Raw genomic sequence first — 26,512 nt, forward strand, 5'->3', positions numbered from 1 at the left:
TGGGACAGGTTTGAAGTATCACCAGTGTAACCTAAATTTTTCAGCCGTTGACTAGCACGAATTCTTGATTCTAAATCCAGCATATCCATTTGGGATAGGTTTGACGTATGACTTGTGTAGTTTAATTTTCTTGGCTGTTGGCTAGTAAGAATTGTTGGTGCTGGCTCTATATTTCTGCTAGAAGTAGAATCAGTGAAACTATATTGTTGGTTGGTTAGCTTTTTATTTGATGAATAGGATGTTGTATAAAGCGTATTTAAATCTTTAGGGGGTGAAGGTATATAAGTAATTCCTTGATTTGAATTAGTCGTTTTTGTTCCATATTCCCCTGTATGTGGATTAACATTACCAGCAGTTGACCAATTATTATAAAAGTTTCCATCAGGATTTGATCTGTAATGGGGTTGGACATAGGTTCCATTTTTACGGTAATAACCACTAATTCTTACATCAGCATAGATGTGAGAACTAGCCATTAAAAACAATAAAATAAAAATAGACTTTTTAAATAACATGAAAAATAAAACCCCGCCTAGGCGAGGATTTTTATCTCATAAAAACAATAGATTAGTCAACTATTAACCAATCAATTTCTTCATCAACTCATTCACTTGTGAAGGGGCTGACTTTACCATTAGATGATTTCATCACTTGGCCAAGGAGACTATCCTAGGTTTTTTTGCATTTTAAATTCACTTAGCTTTTAAGCGAACTTTTTAAAATGCCATTTTCTCCAAATAATTTTTCTCGGTATTCAGCTTCAAGTTGTTCTGTCTGCATATCTAATGGATCGAAATGTTGATCTCTGACATCAAGCATTTCTATAAATGTGCGGGAGAAAATACCTAAACGATTTACACCACCAAATGCCAGATAAAATGCATCTTTCAGTTCTTTGCCTGAAAACTTAACATCCTTACGTTTTAAAATCTGTATCCAATAATCAAAGGTAATTGGCGCAATAAAGCGAGCTACTCGAATCAAAGCAATTCTTCGATTTCTAACCGTATTACCACCAATCGCTTTCAGCGCATCAAAAGCAACAGATTTATGCTCCAGTTCTTCCAGCGCATGCCATTCCCAAAGATTTCGACTTTCTTGAGTGGTTTTCTGTTTGATTAATGGATCAGTCAACAGCAAACGAGCAAGTGTAGCAGTGAAATGCTCCATCACTACGGTCGCCGCTAATTGTTCAACTTTGGGAAGTTTACGAAAATTATCCAATCTTGCTTTGGTTAAGGCTTCGATTTCGACTACTTCGGGGTAATTTGATTGAATCAGATGCTCATTCAGAGATTTATGTTCTCGACTATGAAAGGCTTCTTGCGCAATAAAATTACGAATATCTTCGAGTAACTTTTCATCCGTAATTTGATCACGAACATTACGTACGCTCTCGATGAAAAACATTTCACCTGGTGGAAACATCGCAGATAAAACGACAAAAAGAGAGGTCACAACAGCATTATCTTCATAGTAAAAAGTAAATTTTTTGTTTTTGTCTAAAGGAATAATCACATTGCGACGGACGATTTGTTGTAGAGATTGCACTGATATATTCATCTTTTTTCCTTTATAGAATACAATTTGAACAAAATTTAGTATGTATATAGAATCTATCAGTGAATTTATACGGAAAAAAGACGGATTTAAGGATGGAATTTTTATAATGGTAACTATCAGAAAACCAAAACAAAGTAGGTCTAAAAATACTTATAAGTCTATAGTTGATGCAGGATTTATATCAGTAAAAAATAATGGATTGGATCACACTACCGTGTTGAAAGTCTGTGAGATTGCGGGAGTTGGTTCTGGAAGTTTTTATGAATATTTTAAAAACAAAGAAGCCTTGTTTGTAGAGATGCAACAACACTTTATTGCTGAGCTTGCCAAAGTGATTTACGAGGTCATTCCAACCATTCAGGAAATGGAAATTCCCGAAGCGATTAGATCCATTTTTTTACATATAGGTGAGTTTTTAGCAGCAGATGAGAATAAATATTTTTATTGGTTGAGTGTATCGAGTAAATACAGTACTGAAGCCAGTCACGTAAAAGCAGTCAAGGCGATCAATACATTAGCGATTGAATACGCGGTGAAACATCCTGAGGTATTGAGAATAAAAAACCTAAAAATGATGGTTTATATTTTGATCAATTCTAGTGTCGCACTGACGATGAATTTCTTTTCATCTCAAAATATGGGTTTTACTTTTGAAGAATTAATAGATTGTCTGATTGATATTACAATGTCCTACATTGATGATGATCGTAATAAGTTAAAAATATAAAAAAACCCGCTCTAAAGCGGGTTTTCTTTTGAAATCAGATCAGTTTAACCAATCAATTTCTTCATCAATTCATTCACTTGAGCTGGGTTAGCTTTACCTTTTGCAGCTTTCATGACTTGACCAACAAGACCGTTAAAGGCTTTTTCTTTACCAGACTTGTACTCTTCAACCATTTTTTCATTGGCTGCAAGTACGTCTTTGATAATTGCTTCAATCGCACCTGTATCGGTTTCTTGCTTTAAGCCTTTCTCAGCAATAATGTCATCTGCAGATTTTCCTTCTGCTTCCCACATAAAGCCAAATACTTGCTTCGCAATTTTGCCGTTAATAGTGTTATCGACAATACGTGCGATCATCCCACCCAATTGCTCAGCAGAAACAGGAGAGTCTGCTAAATCTAGGCCTGCTTTGTTTAAAGCACCTGAGAATTCACCCATCACCCAGTTTGCAGAAACTTTACCTTGCTTCGCACCGCCAGCAGCAGCTACAACAGCCTCGTAGAAGTCTGCCATTTCGCGTGACAGCGTCAATACATGTGCATCGTATTCAGTTACACCGAAGTCAGCAATAAAGCGCTCACGACGTGCAGCAGGCAATTCTGGCAGGGCAGCACGTGCCGCTTCGATCTGCTCATCAGCAATGATCACTGGCAATAAATCTGGATCTGGGAAGTAGCGATAGTCGTTCGCTTCTTCTTTCGAACGCATTGAGCGAGTTTCCATCTTGTTTGGATCGAACAAACGAGTCTCTTGGTCGATCTTGCCACCATCTTCCAAAATTTCCATTTGGCGTTCAATTTCAACATTGATCGCTTGCTCGATGAAACGGAATGAGTTGAGGTTTTTCAACTCGCAACGCGTACCGAATGGTTGACCCGGGCGACGCAGTGACACGTTACAGTCGGCACGGAATGAACCTTCTGCCATGTTACCGTCAGAAATCCCTAACCAACGCACGAGCGTGTGAATTGATTTAATATATGCAACCGCTTCTTCAACCGAACGCATATCAGGCTCAGACACGATTTCTAGCAATGGTGTGCCCGCACGGTTTAAGTCGATACCAGACATACCTTCGAATTGGTCATGAATCGATTTACCTGCATCTTCTTCAAGATGGGCACGAGTCACGCCAATACGCTTTACAGTACCATCTTCAAGCTGGATATCGATATGACCCAAGCCCACAATCGGATTGTCCATCTGGCTGATCTGGTAGCCTTTTGGCGAATCTGGGTAGAAGTAGTTCTTACGTGCAAATACAGAGGCTTGGTCGATATACGCGTCAATACCCAAACCGAAGCGAATCGCAAGATCAACGACTTCTGCATTCAATACAGGCAATACACCCGGCATCGCCAAATCAACAAGGCTGGCTTGCGTATTTGGGTCTTGACCAAATTCAGTTGATGAACCAGAGAAGATTTTTGATTGAGTTGCAAGCTGAGTGTGGATCTCAATCCCGATAACGACTTCCCAACCGTCAATCAGCTTTGATGAAGGAGCTAACTTTTGAGCTTCAGCCATTATGCATTCTCCTCAGCAATTTCCGCACGTTTGGTATGCCAGTCTGTATTTTGTTGATATTGATGCACAATCGAAAGCAATTGCGATTCTGACCAGTAGTTACCAATCAACTGTAAGCCCACAGGCAAGCTGTCTTTATCGAAACCAACAGGTGCGTTGATCGCAGGTAGACCTGCCAAGTTCACAGCAAGGGTGTAGATATCGCCTAAATACATTTCAGTCGGGCTGAGATTCGCACCGATTTTGTACGCTGTCGTTGGTGCAGATGGTGCTGCAATCACATCGACATTTTCAAATGCTTTCAAGAAATCTTGCTGAATCAAACGACGTACTTTTTGTGCTTTCACATAATATGCATCGTAATAACCCGCAGAAAGGGCATAGGTCCCGATCAAGATACGACGTTGTACTTCTGCACCAAAACCTTCTGAACGTGAACGTTTATACAAGTCCATCAAATCCACTGGATTTTCACAACGGTAGCCATAACGAACGCCATCAAAACGTGACAGGTTTGAAGAAGCTTCCGCAGGTGCGATCAAGTAGTAAGTTGGTACATAGGCTTCAGTCATGTTGAGATCAATCTCAACCAAGATCGCGCCCATCTCTTCAAGCTTTTTCAATGACTCTTCAACGCGTGCTTTCACATCTGCATCTAAACCTGCGACATTGAAGTATTGCTTTGGAATACCAATGCGTAGACCTTTCACCGCAGTGCCATTTAGGTTAGCAACATAGTCATCCACTTCTTTGTTGATTGAAGTGGAGTCTTTAGCATCATGACCTGCAATCACATTCATCAAGTAAGCACAGTCTTCCGCAGAACGTGCCATTGGACCACCTTGATCCAGTGATGATGCATACGCAATCATACCGAAGCGTGATACGCGACCATAAGTCGGTTTTAAGCCTGTTAAGCCACAGAATGAAGCAGGTTGGCGAATAGAACCACCTGTATCAGTACCAGTCGCAATTGGAGCCAAATCTGCTGCTACAGCAGCAGCAGAGCCACCTGATGAACCGCCCGGAACATGATCTAATGCCCATGGGTTGCCTGTTGCACCAAAGTAAGAGCTTTCAGAGGTTGAACCCATAGCGAATTCATCCATGTTCACCTTACCTAAAGTCACAAGACCCGCAGCTTTTGCTTTAGCCACCACAGTCGCATCGTAAGGTGAAATGAAGTTATCCAACATTTTTGAACCCGCAGTGGTTTTAATTCCTTGGGTACAAAAAATATCTTTATGCGCCAGAGGAATCCCTGCAAGTGCATGTGCATTGCCAGATTTAAGTGCTGCGTCAGCAGCATCTGCTTCAGCAAGTGCTTGTTCTGCGGTGACCGTCACATAACTTTTTACTTTTGGGTCAATTTGGGCAATACGTTTTAAATAATGTTCAGTCAATTCACGTGATGAAAATTGGGCTTGTTTTAAGCCTTCAGAGAGTTCACGAATTGATAAGCGATGTAAATCTGTCATATGAAAAATTTCTTTACATTCTAAATATAAATTATTGACGAATTGAATATAAATTATTCAATTACACGAGGTACAAGGTATAGACCTGCTTCTGTAGCTGGTGCTATCGCTTGATATTCATCACGATGATTGGTTTCGCTAACAACATCTACGCGTAAAGGCTGAGGATTATCAAATGGGCTTTTTAAAGGCTCAACATCATCTGTATTAATGCCTTTTAAGCTTTCCATCATGCCAAGGATTTTATTTAAACTTTCAGCATATTCAGTAGATTGCGTATCGTTTAACGACAAACGAGCAAGGTGTGCAATCGCTGAGACGGTCTGTGCATTTAAGTCCGTTGTCTGCTGAGCATCTGATGATGTAGACATAACATTACCTAATTCAGTATCAAAAAATTGCAAAATATCGTGCGTTATAATAAGCGATTGACTTGTTCAAAGCATCACATTTCGTTAAAGTTGCCACCTTGCATCCATACAAAGTTTAATTGAGAACGCACCCGTGATTCTAAAACGACTAATTGGCTTGTTTTCGCCGGATTTAGCCATTGATTTAGGTACTGCAAATACACTTATTTATGCTCCAGGCCGCGGCATTATTTTAAATGAACCAACTGTTGTGGCAATTCGCCATAGTGGTTCACAAAAAATTGTAGCTGCTGTTGGTCTTGATGCTAAACAAATGTTAGGTCGTACACCAGCGAATATTTCAGCGATTCGTCCAATGAAAGACGGTGTGATCGCCGATTTTGAAGTAACTGAGACCATGTTGAATCAGTTTATTGGCAAAGTACATGAAAAGCGTTTATTCCCACCAGCACCTCGTGTTGTAGTGTGTGTGCCATGTAAATCAACGTTGGTAGAACGTCGTGCGATTCGCGAAGCAGTATTTAATGCTGGTGCACGTGATGTTCGTCTCATCGAAGAGCCGATGGCTGCTGCGATTGGTGCAGGTATGCCAGTTGAGCAAGCGTGCGGTTCGATGGTGGTTGATGTGGGTGGTGGTACCACTGAAATTGCGATTATCTCATTACAAGGGTGTGTTTACGCCGATTCATTACGTATCGGTGGAGATGTCTTTGATGAACAGATTATCAATTATGTTCGTAAAGCACATGGTTGCGTGATTGGGGAAACAACGGCTGAAACGATCAAGAAAGAAGTCGGTATGGCTATTCCTGATGGCAAAACACTACAAATAGAAGTGCGTGGACGTAATTTAGCTGAGGGGGTTCCTCGTGCAATTACAGTCACTTCTGATGAAATTTCACAAGCGATTTCAGATCCATTACAAAGTATTGTCAGTGCTGTGAAATCTGCTTTAGAACAAACACCTCCAGAGTTATCTTCTGATATTGCTGAACGTGGCATTGTTTTAACAGGCGGCGGTGCATTACTGCGTAACCTAGACAAACTCCTTGCTCAAGAAACAGGTTTACCTGTGATTGTTGCGGATGATCCTTTAACTTGTGTCACTCGTGGTGGCGGTAAAGTTTTAGAATTCTTTGACAATCCAAACCATGACATGCTTTTTGTTGGTTAATTCATAAGGACTAGGCGGTGCAACCGAATCTTTTTTCAAGACAACCGCCATCTTTTCGCTCATTTATCATTGCGGTCATTACATGTTTGGTTGTGCTTTTCTTTGATTGGCGCATGCCTTATGTAATTCAGCCAGCAAGGGATGTCTTATATGCGGCGTATAATCCAATTTATGCGCTAGCGAGCTATCCTGTACTTTCGCGAGAATGGCTAAACCAACAAACCAAATCTGAAGCTCAATTGCGTCGTGAAAACACGGCAATGCAGGCTGAACTCCTCCAAGCACAAGTCCGTCTACAAAAACTTTCAGAGCTTTCTGCAGAAAATAACCGTTTACGTGGTCTTTTGGATACGCCGTTAATTATTGATGGTCGTATGCAAATTGCTGAGGTGATTGGTACAGATGCAGATCCCTTACGCCATATTATTATTATCAACCGTGGTTCAGTTGATCATTTAAAAATTGGACAAACTGTTTTAGATGATAAAGGAATTATGGGGCAGTTGATTAACGTCTACCCGCATAGTTCTCGTATTATGCTACTTTCCGATAAAGAACATTCATTGTCCGTACGTTTAGAGCGTACAGGAATGCGTGCAATCATTTCTGGAACAGGTGATTTAGGTCAGCTTAAAATGGAATATGTACCAACTAGTGCTGATATTAAGGTTGGGGATAAAGTGTTTAGCTCTGGCTTGGGTGAGCATTTTCCAGCAGGTTATTTGGTGGGTACTGTATCTAAAGTCAGTCGACACACATCAGGTGAGTTTGCTGAAATCAGTGTTAAACCAGCTGCACAATTGGCAAGTGGTCATCATGTGGTTGTCCTCTTCTCAGAATCTTTAGCGCAGGAGCAACCATATGCCGATCGCTAAGTTAAATTTTGAGAAACGTAAAGATCCATTATGGATGATTATTATTTCAATCGTCATTGGGTCGGTTTTACTTATATATCCAATGTCGTATGAAGCTGCTGGTTGGCGGCCAGCAATCATGCTAATGATCATGTTGTTTTGGATATTGTATCAACCTGTTTGGTGTGGTGTCTGGTTTGCCTTTGCGATGGGTATTTTTACCGATTTATTATTGGATGCACCTTTAGGTCTAAATGCACTCAGTTTTGTGTTAATTACCTTTGCAACCCGATATTTTATTCGCGAACGTCGTATTTTGACTTTTGGAAATTCATGGGTCATCGCAACACTTGCTGTAATTGCACATATTACGTTTCTGTGGATTAGCCAAACAATTTCCGGAACGCACTTTACCATTGCAAGACACTGGCAACCCTTGGGTACAAGTATTTTAGCTTGGCCAGTACTCTATTATTGTTTGCATAAATGGCGGATATAATTCTTGCTTCAAGCTCACCACGTCGGCAGGAGCTATTGACACAACTGGGGTTGGATTTCGATATCTTTAGTCCAAATGTGGATGAGACTGTACAAGAAAATGAAAGCGTTACGGATTATGTTGAGCGGCTTGCTCGTCATAAAGCGCGAGTCGTTTTAAGCCAGTTTCCAAGTGCGATTGTGATCGCCGCAGATACCAGCTTAAGTGTGAATGGCAAAATTATTGGTAAACCAACATCAAAGCAACATGCTTTTGAGATTTGGTCGCAGCTTTCTGGGCAATGGCATGATGTCTATTCAGGAGTATGTGTTGCTACATCGGCACAAGTATTGAGTCAAGTGGTACGAACACAAGTTGAATTTCAACAGCTTAATCAGGTCGAGATGGAAAAATATTGGGCAACAGGTGAACCAATTGGGAAAGCTGGTGCATATGCAATACAAGGAATTGCTGCTCAATATATTCCTCAAATTAAAGGAAGTTACAGCAACGTTGTTGGCTTACCTTTACATGAGATTGTACAGTTATTAGCAAGCGTTAAAGTTTGAAATAAACACTTTCGGATATAAGAATTTTTATAAAAGTTTTGAGTTGATTATGGCAGAAGAATTACTAATCAATGTCACACCGATGGAATGTCGTGTCGCATTGATTGAAAATGGTACGGTCAATGAATTATTTGTTGAACGCACTGTAAAGCGTGGTTTGGTGGGTAATATTTATAAAGGAAAAGTTGTGCGTGTACTGCCAGGTATGCAAGCTGCTTTTGTTGATATTGGTTTGTCTCGAACCGCATTTTTACATATTAATGATATGGTATGGCCACGTTCGCAGCCAACCCCAAATGTTTTTGAACTGCTCCATCCTGGACAAATGCTCACAGTGCAAGTGATGAAAGATATGTTGGGTACTAAGGGTGCTCGCTTAAGTACAGATCTTTCCATTCCATCGCGTTATCTTGTGTTGATGCCTTATGGTAATCATATCGGCGTATCTCAGCGCATAGAGTCCGAAGAAGAGCGGGATCGGCTGCGTGGAATTATTGAACATATCCAAGCTGAGCATAACTTACCGGGTAGTGTGATTGTCCGCACCGCAGCAGAAGGGGTGGATGAAGCAGCTATTGTTCAAGATATGTGTTACTTGAGCAAACTTTGGGAGTTTATTCAACGCAAGCAGAAAGAAGTGGCAACTGCTGAACTGATTTTTGAAGAATTACCGCTACCACAACGGATTGTTCGTGATTTAGCTAGTGATGAAACCGCAAAAATCTATGTCGATTCGCGTGAAATTCATGCCAAATTGAATGATTTCGTGCTTGAGTTTGTACCTACAATTCAAAATCGCTTAATTCATTATCCGGGTGAGAAGCCACTATTTGATTTGTACAATGTCGAAGAAGATATCCAAAAAGCATTGCAAACGCGTGTAGCGTTGAAATCTGGCGGCTATTTGATGCTTGATCAGACAGAAGCCATGACCACAATTGATGTGAATACAGGGTCTTATGTCGGCGGTCGAAGTTTAGAAGACACTGTTTTTAAAACCAATATGGAAGCTACTCAAGTGATTGCACGACAACTTCGTCTACGCAATTTGGGTGGTATTATCATTATTGATTTTATTGACATGCAAGAGGCAGAGCATCGTGAAGAGGTGATGCGTCAGTTTGAAAAAATGCTCGAACGCGATCATGCAAAAACTAAGATTACTCAAGTTTCTGAGCTGGGTTTAGTGGAAATGACGCGTAAGCGTACGCGAGAATCTTTGGAACATTTGCTTTGTGAGTCGTGCCCAACCTGCCAAGGTCGTGGATATGTGAAAACAGCAGAGACAGTGTGTTACGAAATATTTCGAGAGATCATGCGATATGCTCGTGCATTTGATTCCAAGGGTGGCTTTACTGTCGTTGCTCATCCCGCAGTGATTGATCGACTATTAACAGCAGAAGCCCCAGCCGTGGCTGATTTAGAACATTTTGTGAACCGCGTCATAAAATTCCAAGTGGAAAATTTATATACGCAAGAGCAATACGATATCATTTTAAGCTAAAGTTGTAACAAGATTTCGCTTAATCCTTGTTACAACTGAAATTTTACTTTCTATCACGAATTTTAAATACTAGAACTATAAAATTAGCCATAGATACTTTCGGGTGTCTTAGCAAATATAAGAGGTCTATAATTATGAATGTCAGTGAAAGATTAGTGAGTCATGGTTTTAAACATGTTTTGGACAGTAACCCTGTAAATACATGTTATATGGTCGATAGCCAAGGTAAGGAAGTTCCGATTACCACAGCAATGATTCGATCTGCTTGTCATCAACTTTTACAGCGCTGTCGTGCGATCAAAAAATAAGAGGCTTGTTAAAGCCTCTTATTTTTTCTATAGAATTAATTCGCAACTTTTTGTTTAGGTAAGTCTTTAATAACTTGCTCAAAACGTTGAATTTCATCTTCTAAGTGTGTCAATAAGTTTTGCATCTTCGGTAAAGCATTACGACATGCAATCAAACCCACTTCAAGTTTATCTAAATAACTGGTCATCGTGATATTTAACGCTTGTCCATCCATCACGATAGAAGCAGGATAAAGCGCGTCAAGCTTTGCACCATTCCAATACAGAGGTTCACGTGGACCAGGTACGTTTGAGATGACAAGGTTAAAGGCTTGGCGTTTAGGCAGCATACCAGACACGATATTTAAACCTGCTGGACCATAAACCAAAGCACTGTAATTCAAGATTTCGTTTGCTGTCATACGACTAAAACGCTGTTTTGAATTTTGTACACTACGGCGAATGATTTCTAAACGCTCAATTGGATCTTCAATATGAGTGGCTAGGTTTGCCAAAATCATGGTAATACGATTACTCACATCAGAATCATCTGTACGTAACGATGCTGGTACCATTGCAATGAGTGGCTTCTTAGGTAAGCTATCATGACTGATGAGATATTCACGTAATGCGCCAGAACAAATCGTCAAAACGACATCATTAATCGTTACACCCAATGATTTTGCAATATTGCGCAGACGATCAAGTTCAAATGATTGTGCAGCGAAGCGACGAGACGAACTCACACGTTGATTAAGAATAGAAGGCGGTGCCTGAAAAGTGGAAACATAATCAGGATTTTTACCCATTTCTTTGAATAATGTTTGAGAAAGTTCCTGCATCACTTTAGGTGTGACTTCAAGTTGTGATTTGATTCCATTCATCACACCCTTGATTTTACTGACTGTAGGTGGTTTTGGCGCTTTTAAACGTTTCGTACGTTTACCTTCTACACACCATAATGGTACGACATGCTTTTCATTTGGATCTTTTGAAAGCGATTTTTCAATCAGACGCATACCTGCAACGCCATCGACCATCGCATGATGAATTTTGAAATACATGGCAAAACGATTACCTTCGATTCCTTCAATCACATCGCAGGTCCAAAGTGGTTTTGCACGATCAATCAGTGAGCTATGTTGCTGCGAGATATAGACCAGTAATTCACGAATACGTCCCGGATTGGGTAATGCAATATGACGGAAATGATGGTCGATATCGAACTCTGGATCTTCACCCCAAAACAATCCTGTTAACTGATTGTTGAAAGGCGCAACAGGAATACTTTTGGATTGGCGAATATCTTGAACCAGATCATGCACAAAGGTTGGAGAGGCATTTTCTGGAATTTCAAATAAGAATAAACCGCCGACATGCATAGGTTGCTGTCTTTTCTCTAATGAAAGAAAAATGAAATCAATCGGGTGTAATGGGCGCATAGCAGACATAGCCTCTCTTGCATTTTTTATAAGATACTCTTTGAGCTCTTATTAGAATTATTGAACCGTTGTGTGAAGTATATACGGTTTAGTCTGGTTAAAATATGACTTTGTACAGAGGAGTCAGAAAAAATAAAACCACTGACGAATCAGTGGTTTTTATATACCAAATCTGCTAAGCGTTATTATTTAAGATTGCCTGCATGCAAACCACATTCTTTATGTGTTGCTTCTTCCCACCACCAACGACCTTCACGTTCATGTTGATTTGGTAATACAGCTCTCGTACATGGCTCACAGCCGATTGAGATAAAACCACGCTCATGCAACGGATTATATGGTATTTCCATCATACGTATATAACTCCATACCTCTGCACTTGACCAGTTCGCAAGCGGATTATATTTAATCAACTGTTTGCCTTCACCAGAAAAACCAATATCAGCTTGAACGACGGGCACATCACTACGGGTTGGACTTTGATCCTTACGTTGACCTGTGATCCAGCCATCTAAAGTTGCTAACTTTTTACGTAAAGGTTGTACTTTACGAATACCACAGCATTCTTGATGACCATCTTCAAAGAAGCTAAATAACCCTTTTTCATTTACAAACTGTTGAACTGCATCTGATTCAGGAAAACAAATTTCGATATTAACATTGTAGTGTTTACGAACAGTTTCGATAAATTGATAGGTCTCTGCGTGTAAACGACCAGTATCTAAACTGAATACACGAAATGGTTTGCCGATTCGTGATGCGATATCAATCAATACAACATCTTCTGCACCAGAAAATGAAATGGCGATTTCGCCTTGTTGGCTTAATGCAAGTTCTAAGATTTCTCGTGGTGATTTATCTGCATATTCAGCAGCGAGTGCATCTACATGGTCAATAGTTGGAATAACAGTCATGGATGTTCCTGGCGAAAGGCTTGGGCACAATTGTAAAACATTCTAAGCAAAGCAGTTTGCTTGTGATCGATTTTAATCTTGCAGAATAAAATCGTTTTATTCAACAACAGCGCAAAAATGAAAATCTTAATGGTATGATACAGCAATTTTTAACCAACATTGGACGCATTCATGGAAATCGTATGCTTAGATCTTGAAGGGGTTCTTGTCCCTGAGATATGGATTAACTTTGCAAAAAAAACAGGAATAAAAGAGCTAGAAGCAACGACGCGTGATATTCCAGATTATGATGTTTTAATGACTCAACGTTTAAACATTTTAAAAGAACATGGTTTAGGCTTAAATGATATTCAAGCTGTGATTGCGGATATGGGGCCGTTTGAAGGTGCAAAGGAATTTGTTGAATGGGTGCGTACGCATTTTCAATTGATTATCTTATCTGACACATTTTATGAGTTTGCACATCCTTTGATGAAACAATTAGGTTGGCCAACGATTTTCTGCCACAAGCTTGAAACCGATGAAAATGGCATGATCACAGCATACAAATTGCGTCAGCCTGATCAAAAGCGTCAAGCAGTAAAAGCATTACATGGTTTGAATTATCGTGTCATTGCTGCGGGCGATTCTTATAATGATACAACCATGCTAGGTGAAGCTGATCATGGCTTCTTATTTGATGCACCAGCAAATGTCATCGCTGAATTTCCTCAATTTCCACCACTTCATGGTTATGAAGCATTAAAACAGGCGATTCGTTCTGTATCACAACGTAATATTCCTGAATAACTAATCCTCCCCAGCCCTCCTTTAGAAAAGGAGGGAGTTTTCGCTCTTTATTAAAGAGGGGGTAAGGGGAGATTTCTTAGAATTTATAACCAATCTTTAAACCATAGGCAATTGCATCATTATTTTCAAATTCAGCAACATAAGCTGGCGTATTAAACTGAGAACCTGATTGTGCATTTGCATCACCCAACCAGAAATACTTCACGCCGCCTGCGATAAAGTAATTTGGAGCAGGGCTGTACTGAATACCAACGCCAACATTCCAATAACCCTCAGTTGGACCTAATGTAGTGACTGGATTACCTGCACCAGAATCCCAACCTACAGAAATGTTACCCGCCCATTGCTCATTCAGTTTACGACCTACACCAGCTGTAATCGAGTATTGATCTTCGGTATAAGCAACCAAGTCAAAACCATCTTTTTTACCTGTATTACTTACAATTGGAGGTAATGTGGAAGCTTCACCAAATTTATAAGGTCGAATTGCAAAGTCTTTCCAGTTCACCCAGCGCAGATTGGCAAATGCAACCGTGTTTTCCATAATACCTGTCTGGAAATCAAGATTGACTGATTGTGGGGTTGTGATTTCAGTTGTGCCTTCAGAATTATTAATTTTATTCAAAATGGCGTCAAAACCAGCATTACCAGTCATTCCTGCAATACCATGCTTTTCATAAGCATTCATTTCATGCTTAATCTTAGCGCGATAGGTAATAGAGGCTTTAAGTGCAATTTCTGGCATTTGATAAGCAGCACCTGCTAACCAACCTACTGCCTCATCTTTACCTGTTTTAAAGTCATATCCACTATAAGCACTATAACTTTGACCACGTAACAATACGGTACTATTTAATGTTTGATATACCGCACCAGCATAAAAATTCCAATTTTGCGTTGGTTGAAAACCGAATAATAAATTTAGATTTTCAGTATCAACAGTAACCGATGTACCACCTTTAAATGGGAGTGGACGACTTTCTATAAAATTACTTTGACCTTTATATGCCGCATCAGCACCATAGGGTTGGTCATAGATTAGACCAATAGAGAATTGTTCTGTGGCTTGAATCTTTAATGCAGCATTTGGCGAATAGTAATGATTTGCCATATTGCCAGTACTATTTTGCGCTGTATCTTTGCCAGATACGTTTGGGTCGAGAACGGTAATACCCGCTTCAAAATAGTTATTGGGTTGTAAAAATGGTGCGATAGATTGACCTGAGCGATCCAATGCCGCGGCAAATGTTGTGGTTGTTGGAACTAAACTAAGTAGAAGAGCCGTTTGAATAGCATTAAGCTTCATTGATTTTCTCTCTCAAATCACTTTGTAACAAGAATGGCGCGAAAAGTAACACAATTTTTGTGAGCTTAAATAATTTTACAAATGTCCATAAATGAACTGATAAAGTCATGAAAAATTATTGAATAACATTGTTTTATCGACTATTTGCTCTAATTGTGTTTGTTATCTTTTTGCTAGGGCTAATGTTATTTATAGATGGATTAATTTGAGAGTATTTTTTGTAATTTTCACATAAAAAAAGACCATCATAACGATGGTCTTTTTTTTAAGCTTTTAGCTTAGAAACGGTAACCCATTTTTAAGCCATAAGCGATTGCTTTGTTGTCTTCAAATGTACCAGCAGCTGAGTGAGCACCTGTTACAGCATCAGCATCACCTAACCAGAAGTATTTCACACCACCAGCAATAAATGTCGCAGGAGTTGGGCTATATTGAACACCTACACCAACATTCCAGTAACCTTCTGTTGGACCAAGTGTTGTCACAGGATTACCTGCACCTGAATCCCATCCCACAGAGACGTTACCCGCCCATTGCTCGTTTAATTTACGACCAACACCAGCAGTTACAGACCATTGGTCATCGCTATAATCAACAAGGTTAAATCCATTTGGTTTACCTAATGCTGGAAGCATTCCGCCAGCTAATTTAGATAATTGACCGAATTTGTAAGGTTGGATTGAAAAGTCTTTCCAGTTTACCCAGCGGACATTTGCAAATGCCACGGTATTCGCCATCACACCTGTTTGGAAATCTAAATTCACAGACTGAGGAGTCGTAATTTTAGTTTCGCCACTTGCATTTAATAAGCCATTCAATTGCGCTGGTGTTACTTTACCAGTTGCAACAAGAAGTGAACCTAAAGGACCTAAAAGAGGTAATGATTCATCAACATTAACTTTGTGATCAATTTCAGAACGATATGTTAAAGAAGCTTTTAGCGCAATTTCAGGAATCTGGAATGCTGCACCAGCTAACCAACCAAATGCTGAATCTTCAGGAATATTTGCATCATAACCGTTATATAAGCTATATGCTTGACCACGAAGGCTTACATCACCTTTTACTGTTTGATATACACCACCAGCATAGAAATTCAAGTTTTTATTTGGTTGGAAACCGAAAATAAAATTGATGTTTTGTGAATCTACTTCAACAGATGTATTACCTGATTGCGCTGCATTTAAAGCGATAGCAACAGGTTGACCATTACCATTTACAATCACAGGAATGCCGCCTGGACCCACTGCATTAGGCTTGCCTGTTACTACTGGTAGACCATTAGTTAGAGAAGTTCCTGGTAGTACACCATCAGAGCCTGAAGCTACAAAATTACTTTTGTTTTTGTATTCAGCATCAGCACCAAATGGTTGATCGTAAATTAAACCGAATGAAAAATTTTCTGTAGGTTGTAACTTTAATGCTGCATGCGGGAAATAATAATCGCCAGCCATATCCCCAGTTTTATTACCAGCAAGATCTTTTCCTGAAACATCAGGATCTAGAACCGAAATACCAGCTTCAAAATAATTTCCTGGTTGTAAGAAAGCAGCAATTGATTGACCTGAACGATCTAATGCCGCTGCAAAAGCTCCAGTTGCAGGAAGCGTCGCTAAGATCATGGCAGTGCTAAGATATTTTAATTTCATTTTAAATCTTTCCTTGAACTTCAAGATTCTAAGTATTAAGAAGCTACGATTGGCTATAACTTCATGTAACAAAAATACCATAATTAGAATAAGAGTAAATGTTCTAAATGAACTCCTTAGTACGATTGATTACATGAAAATGAACAAAAATAATGCTAATAAAGTTTTTATACATATGTGTTTTTATTGATAATATCATGAAAAATATAAATTATTATTTAAAAATATTCATATATGTTTTTTGCATTTTATCAAAAATTTTTTTAAAAAAGGTCAAAGATTTTTTGTAAAAAATACGATTTTTTTCTTCATCTTTTGCATTTTGCCGACTTTTTGAGGTTTTGAGCTTTATTTTAAAGAAGTTTACGCAAAATTTACGCGGCTCTCTTATTTCAATATAGAGAATTTACGTCCTGAATTTCCATACTAATACTGACTTATTTTTTAAATGGCATGTGCTATGTGGGAATTTATTTCCGTATTTATCCTTGCATTGGTTTTAGCCTATCCATTAGGACGCTATCTTGCGGATGTGATGCAAGTTCAACCAATGAAAAGCGATCGTTTCTTTAAATGGATTGAGCAACCAATTTATTCCATTTTGAATGTGAAACAAGTGGGTATGAATTGGCGGCAATATCTTGCTGCTTTTGTCATCAGTAATCTTTTGTTATTAGGCATCAGCATCGCGATCTTGATGACGCAAGCTTGGTTACCGCTGAATCCTGATCGTATTCCAAATATGAATTGGGATTTGGCAGTACACACAACGATTTCATTTCTAACCAATACCAATCAGCAGCATTATTCAGGCCAGGCTCAATTGTCTTATCTGTCGCAAATGACTGTGATTGTTGGTTTGCAATATTTATCTCCAATTATGGGTTTAGCTTTGTTAACAGCCATGTTAAGAGCTTTATTTTTACAGCCCAAAGATCAAGCTTTGGAAAATATTGAACCAAAAAATGCATCACAAATTAATCTTGGTAATTATTGGATGGATATGATCCGACCATTATTCCGATTCTTTATTCCTTTGGGTTTAGTCTTTTCTCTATTACTGACTTTTCAAGGTGTGCCATCAACACTTTCTGCTGGTCCAACCGCGCAAGTTTTAGATCGTACATCTGAAGTTCAGACCCAGCATATTCCGCTTGGACCTGTTGCACCGATGGTAGCGATCAAACAATTAGGCAGTAATGGTGGTGGTTGGTATGGTCCAAACAGTAGTGTGCCTTTAGAAAATCCAACGCCATTATCCAATGTGCTGGAGATGCTTGCGATTTTACTGATTCCAATCTCAGTTGTATTTATGGTGGGTCGTTTTGTGCAACGCAAAAAATTAATGTGGATGATTTTGGGCACGATCTTATTGATGTCATTGGCTTCTACTGTATTCACATTGTGGGCTGAAAAATCTTCTTTAATCCCAAATACGGCGCTAATGGAAGGTAAGGAAGTTCGTTTTGGAGCTGAAGCCTCTGCATTATGGGGAAGTTTAACTACACAGGTGAATAATGGTTCGGTCAATATGATGCATGACTCAGCTTCGCCATTAACGGGTTTGGTTGAGTTATGCAATATGCTGATCAATGCCATTTGGGGTGGGATTGGTTGTGGTCTATTACAATTTTTTATCTATCTATTTTTAGCCGTATTTATCGCGGGTTTGATGACAGGTCGCACGCCTGAATTATTTGGACGAAAAATTGAAGTCACTGAAATTAAGTTATTGGCATTGGTCATTCTCTTACAACCTGTGGTGATTCTTGGTTTGACTGCAATCGCCATCGCTTTCCCATCTTTAACAGGAAATTCAAACCCTGCATCGCATGGTATTAGCCAAGTCTTTTATGAATATGTGTCTGCGTTTGCCAATAATGGTTCTGGTTTTGAAGGTTTAGCCGACAACACTTTATGGTGGAATCTAAGCACCAGTGTTGCGTTATTAGCAGGTCGTTATAGCGTGCTGATCATTCCAGTTTTAATTGCAGTCAGTCTAGCAACCAAACCGAAAGCAGATGAGACCAAGGGTTCATTACAGATTGAGTCGCCTACATTTGCACTGACTTTAATCGGAATTGTACTGATTTTAACGCTTTTGCAATTTATGCCAGTGTTGGTGATTGGACCAATTGCTGATTATTTATCTGTAAAGATCTAGTGGAGCAAGTACCATGAATCACTCTAATGCGACACAAATGGATATCTTGAATAAAGAAATTATTCAGCAAACCTTTTATAAATTATTACCACAGCATGCCTTTAAAAATCCTGTGATGGCATGTGTTTGGATTGGAACTGTGTTAACCATCGTGGCAACATTGATGGGTAGCACCAGTTTTGGATTTGGTATTTTACTGAGCTTGATCTTACTAGTAACCGTTTTGTTTGCCAATTATGCCGAAGCAGTAGCAGAAGCCAAAGGACGTGGACAGGCATCTTCTTTACGGCAAGCTCGTGAAAACTTAACGGCAAATAAAATTGCTGATCTGAATGCTACAGCAACGGTGATTTCTGCAAATTTATTAAAAAAAGATGATTTGGTGATCATCAAAGCCGGTGAAATTGTGCCTGCGGATGGTGAAATCATTCAAGGTTTTGCCACCATTAATGAATCGGCGGTGACAGGTGAGTCTGCACCTGTATTACGTGAAGCCAATACGGATCGGTCAGGTGTGATTGGTGGTACCAAAGTTTTATCTGATCAAATTATTGTTCGTGTCAGTAATGAGGCAGGCAATAGTTTCTTAGATCGAATGATCGCTTTGGTTGAGGGTGCAAACCGTCAAAAAACACCGAATGAAATTGCGCTGAGTATCTTACTCAATATCATGACCATTACTTTTATCGTTGTGGTTGCCACATTACCGTTTATTGGTTCTATGGTGGGGATCAAAATCAGTCTGGTGATGTTGATTGCGTTATTGGTCTGTCTCATTCCAACAACAATTGGTGGTTTGTTGCCTGCAATTGGGATTGCAGGGATGAACAGAGCCTTAAAAGCCAATGTATTGGCGAAGTCTGGTAAAGCGGTTGAGGTTGCTGGTGATATTGATGTATTGCTGTTGGATAAAACAGGCACGATTACCTACGGTGATCGCCAAGCAACCGCTTTTTATCCATTGGCTGGTGTGAGTCCAAGTGAATTACGCCAAGCAGCAATGCTTACGTCTTTTGCTGACCCAACGCCTGAAGGCAAATCAGTGGTGAGTTTAGGTAAAGAAATGGGTGAAAGTATCCATGAACCTAAAGATGCAGAATTTATTCAGTTTAGTGCTTCAACGCGTTTATCTGGGGTTGATTTAGCAACTGGACAAAAGATTCGCAAAGGCGCAGTAGATGCAATTCTAAAATTTACCCAGCAAGAAATTAAAGACAATATTGAGCTAAAAACCCGTGTAGAGCAAGTCGCTTCTAAAGGTGCAACGCCATTGGTTGTTGCATCGAATCATACAATTTTAGGTGTGATTGAATTGTCAGATGTGATTAAACAAGGGATTAAAGAGCGCTTTGCATTGTTACGAGAGATGGGGATTAAAACCATCATGGTAACAGGGGATAATCCTTTGACCGCAGCCGCAATTGCCGCTGAAGCAGGTGTAGATGATTATATTGCTGAAGCTCGACCTGAAGATAAATTAGCTTGTATTCGTAAAGAACAAGCCGCAGGAAAATTGGTCGCGATGGTTGGCGATGGAACCAATGATGCACCCGCTTTGGCACAAGCAGATATTGGTTTGGCAATGAACTCAGGAACGCAAGCTGCAAAAGAAGCTGGAAATATGGTCGATCTAGATTCTGATCCAACCAAACTGCTTGATGTAGTAGAAATAGGCAAGCAGCAGTTGATTACTCGAGGCGCTTTAACCACATTTTCTTTAGCAAATGATGTGTCTAAATACTTTGTGATTTTACCTGCATTGTTCGCTGTTGCGATTCCTCAGCTTGGTGTCTTGAATATTTTGCAATTGCATAGCCAAAGTAGTGCGGTGATTTCGGCATTAATTTTTAATGCGCTGATCATTCCAATGTTGATTCCTTTAGCGCTGAAAGGGGTGCAATTTAAACCTGCCAGTGCCTTACAGCTATTGCGTCGTAATATGTTGATCTATGGTGTGGGTGGCGTGGTTTTCCCTTTTATTGCGATCAAATTGATTGACCTTGTTGTGTCGTTGTGGATTTAGGAGTACGTCATGAATACATTAGAAAATCTTCCCTTATCGACTGAAGCACACTCCATTTTTCGGTCTAGCCTAGGTTTAGTGCTGGTTGGATTCTTGATCGCAGGCGTATTGTATTGCAGTGCGAGTGTCTCTTTGGCTCAATTGTTATTTCCTAAACAGGCAAATGGGAGTTTGATTGAACTGGATGGAAAAATTGTCGGGTCAAGCTTGGTAGGACAAAACTTTGTGAGTGAACAATATTTCCATAGTCGTCCGAGTGCTGTGAATTATAATGTGGATGGTGTGGCGGGCAGTAACTTGGCGGTTTCTAATCCTGAATTGCAAAAGCAAATTAAAGAAAGAACCTTGCAGTTTGCTCAAAGCAATCAAATCCTTGAGCAACAAGTACCACCAGAGATGATCACTGCATCGGGTAGCGGGATTGATCCAGATATTTCACCTGAAAGTGCGCTATTACAGGTGAAACGTGTGGCACAACAACGTGCTTTACCCGAGCAGAAAGTCAGAGATTTAGTGCAACAACAGATTGGACCTGTTCAATTGGGCTTGTATGGGCAGGCACGAGTCAATGTGCTTCAGCTCAACATCGCTTTAGATCAATTATCATCAACTTCACGTTGATAGAGCTTAACCTATGCAGATCGACCGAAATAACAAAGCAGATGCATGGTTGGCACATAGCCAACGTGAACAATCTGGACGTTTAACCATTTTCTTGGGGGCGGCACCTGGCGTGGGCAAAACCTTTGCCATGTTGTCGAGAGCACATGAGTTGATGCGACAAGGTCATCATGTTCTGGTGGGTGTGGTTGAAACACATGGTCGAGCTGATACGGAAGCATTGATTCAAGGGCTGAATGTTGTTCCTAAAAAGACTGTTGAATATCAAGATCGATTTTTAGATGAAATGGATCTTGATCAAATTCTGAAGTTAAAACCTGAAATTGTTTTGGTCGATGAACTCGCACATCGAAACGTACCCAATAGTCGTCATGAATATCGTTGGCAAGATGTGAATGAGTTATTAGATGCGGGTATTGATGTGTATAGCACATTGAATATTCAGCATCTCGAAAGTTTGAATGATGTGGTCTATCAAATTACGGGCATTCGGGTAACAGAAACGGTGCCTGATGCATTATTAAAAAGATTAAAAGATATTCGGCTGGTCGATCTTCCTGTACCTGAACTATTGGAGCGTATGAATCATGGCAAAATTTATTTAGCGGATGTCGCTCCACATGCCTTGCAAGGCTTTTTTAAGCCAGCCAATCTCACAGCTTTACGAGACCTTGCGATTCAAACAGTTGCAGGACAGGTGGATATCGATTATCGGGAGAAATTTGTAGCTCAAGGACGAATTATTCCGATTCAAAATCATGTCATGTTAGCCATTGATGGAACTGAGTTTTCAGAGGATTTAGTAAGACGAGCACATCGGATTGCCGAAAGGAGAAATGCGACTTGGAGTGTGATTTCAATTCAAAAAAGCAAGATTGAAAACACGCAAACCTTTGCTGTCACTAAAGCATTTAATTTGGCACGTAAGTTGGGTGCAGATACTTATTTATTATATAGCAATCAAATCGCAGCAACGATTTTACAGGCTGCTTATGATTATGGCGCATCTAATATTTTATTGGGCAAGAGCGCTAAAAAATCTTTATGGCAACGTTTATCTTCAGACCATATTGCTGATCAGCTTTTAGAAAAACAACATCCTTTTGAGATTACTTTTGTTCAGCCGTTAAAAGCAAAAAATAATGAATCTAAAACGCGAATAGAAAACTCAACTTCCGATTGGTTAGAGCAAGGCTTTAGTTTCAATCCACGTGAGATCACAGAAAGTATTTTAATCGTATTACTCGGTTTTTTTGTCGCAGTGGTGAGTGATCACTTTATTGGTTACAGCGAGCTAGCCTTGATTTTTGTTGTGACCGTGCTGATCGTTGCGATGCGGACAAGAATGTTAATTACGATTATGAGTGTCTTGATTTGCTTTCTACTTTATAACTATTTCTTTATTGAACCACGATTTACCTTCCGAGTCAGTGCTGAACGTGGCGTGATGACGATTATTATTTTTATCGTTTCTGCTTTATTAGTAGGACGATTGGCCAATCAACTACGTGCTCAAGTGCTGAGTTTGCGCGCTGCAAATTCGATTTCACTTCAATTGCAAGAATTAGAACGAAAGTTATCCACTTGTGTTGATATTGAGCAAGTTTTAAATATAGCCAAACAGCATTTGGAAAGTTCACTGAATGCCGCTGTTTGGTTGAGAGTGGGCGCACAATCTGTAGGCGATGCATCGATTTTGAATGAAAAAGATCAAATTGCAGCAGATTGGACACAAAAGAACGCTAAACCATGTGGACGTTTTACCAATACTTTGACCAATTCAGAATGGTGGTTTAATCCAGTAAATTTAGTGGCAGATTTTGGTGTGGTTGCCATTCGATTTAACCGCAATTTACAAAGTATTCACTTTGAACAGCAACGTTTGGCTGAGTTAATGATTGATGATATTGCACAAACGCTTTCTCGGGTGCAGCTATCGTTGCAGTTGGAAAATTCTAGAGTTGTTGCTGAAACGGAAAAGCTTCGTTCTGCTTTATTGTCATCTGTATCACATGATTTGCGTTCGCCGTTGGCTGCAATGATTGGTTCAGCAGATACGCTTAAATATTATGGCGAGCAAATGCCTGAGACAGATCGCCATGAATTATTAGATACCATTCATATAGAAGGTGAGCGTTTAGATCGCTATATTCAAAATCTTTTGGATATGACTCGTTTGGGTCATCAAGGATTAACACTTAGTCGTGCTTGGATTGGTGTTGATGAGTTAATTGGTTCTGCTACTGAACGTTTAAAACGATATCAACCGCATGTGAGAATTAAGACCTTATTTGCTGAAGAGCTGCCTGCGTTATATGTACATCCTGCTTTAATTGAACAAGCTGTTTTTAATGTTTTAGAAAATGCGGCTAAATTTTCTCCAGAAAATGTGCCTATAGAAGTGAATATTCAGCAGATCGAAAGCTATTTACAGATCGAGATTGAAGATCAAGGTGTTGGTATTCCTGAAGATGAACGTGAGCAGATTTTTGATATGTTCTATACCATGCAAAGGGGCGATCGCGGTAAAACAGGAACAGGGCTTGGTCTTTCAATTGTTAAAGCGATTATTGGCGCACACATGGGAAGTATTGAAGCTTTTAGTGGCAAACATGGTCAAGGCACTTTAATTAGAATACGATTACCTTTACATCAGGATTAAAATGATTTCATGCCTCATACATTAAACGCCCAAGCTTCAATTCTTATTATTGATGATGAACCACAAATTCGAAAATTTTTGGACATTGCTTTACGCGCACAAGGTTATCAAGTGCAGGTGGCTGAAAATGGAATGAAAGGACTTGAGACTTTGGCGAGTCGAGGTGCAGATTTATTGATTCTTGATTTGGGTTTACCTGATATGGAAGGTCAAGAGGTTTTGACTGAGTTAAGACAATGGTCTGACATTCCTGTGATCGTACTTTCTGCGCGTCCTGATGAAAATCAAAAAATTAAATTACTGGATGCGGGGGCGAATGACTATGTTACTAAACCGTTTAGCATTCAGGAGTTATGTGCCCGTATCCGTGTCATGTTTCGCAATAAACCACAACAGATGGAACAGAAAATTGTTTTTGATGATGGTCAATTATCGATAGATGTGGCTGAACATGTGGTGAAATTAAGTAAAGAAGAAATTATTTTGACTAAAAAGGAATTTCAGCTTTTGGCTTTATTGATTCGTCATCAAGGTAAGATCGTGACTCAAAAGCAAATTATGACGGAGTTATGGGGCATTACTCATGAAGAAGATACACACTATCTCCGAATTTTAGTCAAAAAACTCCGAACCAAAATTGGAGATTCAGCCATCAGTCCCAAGTATATTTTTACAATCGCAGGTGTCGGATTACGTTTTCAAGGGCAATCTGACACCTGAGAATAAAAGACAGTTTTAACTCTCTTTTGGGTAATAGATATTTATTTTAAATTTGGATCGCCTTTTTTCAAAAAGAAATGCAAAGCAAGTTTTTGTACCCAAGTTCCATAGGGTGGATAGAATAATTGCGTTGGGAAAAAGCGATGACGAGCAAACACTGTTTTTGCATGTGAAAGTTCACGAAACCCTTCTATGCCATGATATGTTCCCATACCTGAATTGCCGATACCGCCAAAAGGCGCATCATGATTCACGACATGCCACCCCCAATCATTCATCGTGACACCACCTGAATGAGTCTGTTTTAGAACGTAGTCACGTTCATTAGAATCATGGGTAAAGCAGTATAAAGCCAGTGGTCTTTCGCCCGCTTTAATATATGCAATCGCGTCATCTAAAGCATCGTAAGCAACAACGGGTAACACAGGTCCAAACAATTCCTCTTTTAAAATACGCATGTCTGCTGTGCAATTCAGCACAATATGCACAGGCATACGACGAGCATCTTGGTCGCGGTCGTATTCGGCGCATGCAATAATTTGAGCGCCTTTGGCTTTTGCATCATCAAGAATTTCTAAAAGACGTTTGAAATGACGATCATTAACAATAGAGGTGTAATTTGGATTATCACGGATGCTATTTCCATACATCGATGAAAAATTAGCTTTGCATTCCTCTACAAATTGATCGACTTTATCTCGTGGCACAAGTGCATAGTCAGGTGAGACACAAATCTGACCACAGTTTGTCGCTTTGCCATGCAAAACACGTTTTGCTGCATCGGCTAAAGGATAGTGGCGACTGATCAATGCAGGGGATTTACCACCTAATTCGAGTGTTACAGGTGTTAGGTTTTCTGCTGCTGCGCGCATCACGACTCGACCAATTGCAGGAGAGCCTGTAAAGACAATATGATTGAAAGGTAGGGTCGTGAATAGCGAAGGATCGGTAATTTCTTCGCCAAACACTGCAACTTCATGTTCAGTAAAAACTTCTGCCAGCATGCGTTTCAGAACGGCATTGGTTGCAGGTGTAATTTCAGGTAGTTTAATCATCACCCGATTACCCGCTGCGAGAGCTGCAACCAACGGACCTAAAGCCAAATAGACAGGAAAGTTCCAAGGGACAACGACACCAACCACACCTTTAGGCTGATATTGGACATGGAGACGATTTGACAGAAACAGTAATTCGGTACTTCTTTTACTTGGACGCATCCATTTACGTAAATGACGAATCGCATGTTCTGCTTCCAAAACAGAACCTAACAAATCAAGTAGTTTAGATTCATCTAGAGATCTGGAACTGAAATCTGTATTGATCGCATTTGCGATCACGTCTTGGTAACGAATAATTTGCTTTTTTAGTTTAAATAATTTGCTTCTACGACTATCTAAATCAGGATAGGGGGTGGCTTGAAAAGCAGCATTTTGTTGGTTAAATACTGAAAACATATGATTGTTTTCAGGCAGGTTATCTTCATTGAAATGTGGGGAGTTCATTGTTCTTCCTTCCATGATTTTCGTTAAATTGATTTTTATGTTGATCTAAGGAAAAGATTAATTTCGATTTACAAATCAGGTTTCATCTAAGCCAATTATGCACTATTCGCGAATCTCTGAACTAGACAAACAACAAAAAAGATCGAAAGCATTAAATTTTGTGTGATTTTGAAAATAATATTTTAAATT

At 39.6% G+C, this 26,512-nt stretch carries 22 protein-coding genes and 1 pseudogene; 13 read left to right on the forward strand and 10 right to left on the reverse strand.

The genetic code is table 11. The features are described from left to right. Positions 1 to 515: pseudogene (locus F933_RS17320) on the reverse strand (hypothetical protein); the annotation flags it as partial. A gap of 181 nt (positions 516 to 696) precedes the next feature. Continuing rightward, the gene (locus F933_RS12610; RefSeq protein WP_005061681.1) at positions 697 to 1,563 is read right to left on the reverse strand and encodes a metal-dependent hydrolase; all 867 of its coding nucleotides are present in this window, start codon (positions 1,561 to 1,563) and stop codon (positions 697 to 699) included. Between the two features lie 106 nt (positions 1,564 to 1,669). Between F933_RS12610 and F933_RS12615 the strand changes: the two genes are divergently transcribed. Further along, entirely contained in the window at positions 1,670 to 2,290 is a 621-nt protein-coding gene (locus tag F933_RS12615) for a TetR/AcrR family transcriptional regulator (protein WP_005061682.1), read from the forward strand. 44 nt (positions 2,291 to 2,334) lie between these two features. Here the strand turns inward: F933_RS12615 and gatB are convergent, their stop codons facing one another. Genes gatB through gatC form a run of 3 tightly spaced genes read right to left on the reverse strand, consistent with a single transcriptional unit; the run spans position 2,335 to position 5,665 of the window. Beyond that, positions 2,335 to 3,816, reverse strand: coding sequence for an Asp-tRNA(Asn)/Glu-tRNA(Gln) amidotransferase subunit GatB (gene gatB / locus F933_RS12620; RefSeq protein WP_005061684.1), 1,482 nt, complete (start codon positions 3,814 to 3,816; stop codon positions 2,335 to 2,337). Beyond that, on the reverse strand, positions 3,816 to 5,294 hold the full coding sequence (gatA, locus tag F933_RS12625) for an Asp-tRNA(Asn)/Glu-tRNA(Gln) amidotransferase subunit GatA (RefSeq protein WP_005061686.1): 1,479 nt from the start codon (positions 5,292 to 5,294) through the stop codon (positions 3,816 to 3,818). The genes gatB and gatA overlap by 1 nt, the downstream gene beginning before the upstream one ends. Before the next feature lie 53 nt (positions 5,295 to 5,347). Further along, the gene (gatC, locus tag F933_RS12630) at positions 5,348 to 5,665 is read right to left on the reverse strand and encodes an Asp-tRNA(Asn)/Glu-tRNA(Gln) amidotransferase subunit GatC (protein WP_005055807.1); all 318 of its coding nucleotides are present in this window, start codon (positions 5,663 to 5,665) and stop codon (positions 5,348 to 5,350) included. Positions 5,666 to 5,798: 133 nt separating this feature from the next. Here gatC and F933_RS12635 point away from each other — a divergent pair, with 133 nt between their 5' ends. The 6 genes from F933_RS12635 to F933_RS17165 all read left to right on the forward strand — a co-directional run bounded on the left by F933_RS12635 (position 5,799) and on the right by F933_RS17165 (position 10,552). Further along, positions 5,799 to 6,839 carry a rod shape-determining protein gene (locus F933_RS12635; protein WP_005055806.1) on the forward strand — a complete coding sequence of 347 codons (1,041 nt, stop codon included), beginning with the start codon at positions 5,799 to 5,801 and terminating at the stop codon, positions 6,837 to 6,839. Positions 6,840 to 6,856: 17 nt separating this feature from the next. Beyond that, positions 6,857 to 7,714 (forward strand): rod shape-determining protein MreC, encoded by an 858-nt coding sequence (mreC, locus tag F933_RS12640; protein WP_005061688.1) that lies wholly within the window; start codon positions 6,857 to 6,859, stop codon positions 7,712 to 7,714. Further along, positions 7,701 to 8,192, forward strand: a complete 492-nt coding sequence (mreD, locus tag F933_RS12645) for a rod shape-determining protein MreD (RefSeq protein WP_005061692.1) — start codon at positions 7,701 to 7,703, stop codon at positions 8,190 to 8,192. The genes mreC and mreD overlap by 14 nt, the downstream gene beginning before the upstream one ends. Beyond that, entirely contained in the window at positions 8,180 to 8,740 is a 561-nt protein-coding gene (locus F933_RS12650) for a Maf-like protein (protein WP_005061696.1), read from the forward strand. Before mreD ends, F933_RS12650 begins: the two co-directional genes overlap by 13 nt. Positions 8,741 to 8,789: 49 nt before the next feature. Then, a complete protein-coding gene (rng, locus tag F933_RS12655; protein WP_005055802.1) occupies positions 8,790 to 10,244 on the forward strand; it encodes a ribonuclease G in 1,455 nt (484 codons plus the stop codon). A gap of 134 nt (positions 10,245 to 10,378) precedes the next feature. Next, positions 10,379 to 10,552, forward strand: a complete 174-nt coding sequence (locus F933_RS17165; protein WP_005055801.1) for a PA1571 family protein — start codon at positions 10,379 to 10,381, stop codon at positions 10,550 to 10,552. 35 nt (positions 10,553 to 10,587) lie between these two features. Here F933_RS17165 and F933_RS12660 read toward each other — a convergent pair whose 3' ends face one another. Continuing rightward, entirely contained in the window at positions 10,588 to 11,973 is a 1,386-nt protein-coding gene (locus F933_RS12660; protein WP_005055800.1) for a WS/DGAT/MGAT family O-acyltransferase, read from the reverse strand. Between the two features lie 185 nt (positions 11,974 to 12,158). Beyond that, positions 12,159 to 12,887 carry a phosphoadenylyl-sulfate reductase gene (locus tag F933_RS12665; RefSeq protein ID WP_005061699.1) on the reverse strand — a complete coding sequence of 243 codons (729 nt, stop codon included), beginning with the start codon at positions 12,885 to 12,887 and terminating at the stop codon, positions 12,159 to 12,161. Between the two features lie 171 nt (positions 12,888 to 13,058). On the opposite strand from F933_RS12665, the gene thrH reads away from it, so the two are divergent. Beyond that, positions 13,059 to 13,676, forward strand: coding sequence for a bifunctional phosphoserine phosphatase/homoserine phosphotransferase ThrH (gene thrH, locus F933_RS12670; protein ID WP_005055797.1), 618 nt, complete (start codon positions 13,059 to 13,061; stop codon positions 13,674 to 13,676). 76 nt (positions 13,677 to 13,752) lie between these two features. Here the strand turns inward: thrH and F933_RS12675 are convergent, their stop codons facing one another. Together F933_RS12675 and F933_RS12680 are read right to left on the reverse strand one after the other, a co-directional pair. Beyond that, complete coding sequence (locus F933_RS12675) at positions 13,753 to 14,982, reverse strand: OmpP1/FadL family transporter (protein ID WP_005061701.1); 1,230 nt, start codon at positions 14,980 to 14,982, stop codon at positions 13,753 to 13,755. Positions 14,983 to 15,260: 278 nt separating this feature from the next. Beyond that, complete coding sequence (locus F933_RS12680; protein WP_005061703.1) at positions 15,261 to 16,631, reverse strand: OmpP1/FadL family transporter; 1,371 nt, start codon at positions 16,629 to 16,631, stop codon at positions 15,261 to 15,263. Positions 16,632 to 17,091: 460 nt separating this feature from the next. Between F933_RS12680 and kdpA the strand changes: the two genes are divergently transcribed. The 5 genes from kdpA to F933_RS12705 are packed head-to-tail and all read left to right on the forward strand — an operon-like array spanning position 17,092 to position 24,821. Then, the gene (gene kdpA, locus F933_RS12685) at positions 17,092 to 18,795 is read left to right on the forward strand and encodes a potassium-transporting ATPase subunit KdpA (RefSeq protein ID WP_034710865.1); all 1,704 of its coding nucleotides are present in this window, start codon (positions 17,092 to 17,094) and stop codon (positions 18,793 to 18,795) included. A 13-nt stretch (positions 18,796 to 18,808) separates the two neighbouring features. Next, positions 18,809 to 20,818: a potassium-transporting ATPase subunit KdpB gene (kdpB, locus tag F933_RS12690; protein ID WP_005061707.1), complete on the forward strand. Its 2,010-nt coding sequence runs from the start codon at positions 18,809 to 18,811 to the stop codon at positions 20,816 to 20,818. Between the two features lie 9 nt (positions 20,819 to 20,827). Then, positions 20,828 to 21,439, forward strand: coding sequence for a potassium-transporting ATPase subunit KdpC (gene kdpC / locus F933_RS12695; protein ID WP_005061709.1), 612 nt, complete (start codon positions 20,828 to 20,830; stop codon positions 21,437 to 21,439). Positions 21,440 to 21,452: 13 nt separating this feature from the next. Next, positions 21,453 to 24,101 carry a sensor histidine kinase gene (locus F933_RS12700; protein WP_005061711.1) on the forward strand — a complete coding sequence of 883 codons (2,649 nt, stop codon included), beginning with the start codon at positions 21,453 to 21,455 and terminating at the stop codon, positions 24,099 to 24,101. 9 nt (positions 24,102 to 24,110) lie between these two features. Next, positions 24,111 to 24,821 (forward strand): response regulator, encoded by a 711-nt coding sequence (locus F933_RS12705; protein ID WP_005061714.1) that lies wholly within the window; start codon positions 24,111 to 24,113, stop codon positions 24,819 to 24,821. A gap of 41 nt (positions 24,822 to 24,862) precedes the next feature. On the opposite strand, the gene F933_RS12710 is transcribed toward F933_RS12705, so the two are convergent. Beyond that, on the reverse strand, positions 24,863 to 26,275 hold the full coding sequence (locus F933_RS12710; RefSeq protein WP_378236431.1) for a coniferyl aldehyde dehydrogenase: 1,413 nt from the start codon (positions 26,273 to 26,275) through the stop codon (positions 24,863 to 24,865). Between the last annotated feature and the right edge of the window lie 237 nt (positions 26,276 to 26,512).

It is taken from the genome of Acinetobacter beijerinckii CIP 110307, assembly GCF_000369005.1.
Lineage (GTDB): Bacteria > Pseudomonadota > Gammaproteobacteria > Pseudomonadales > Moraxellaceae > Acinetobacter > Acinetobacter beijerinckii.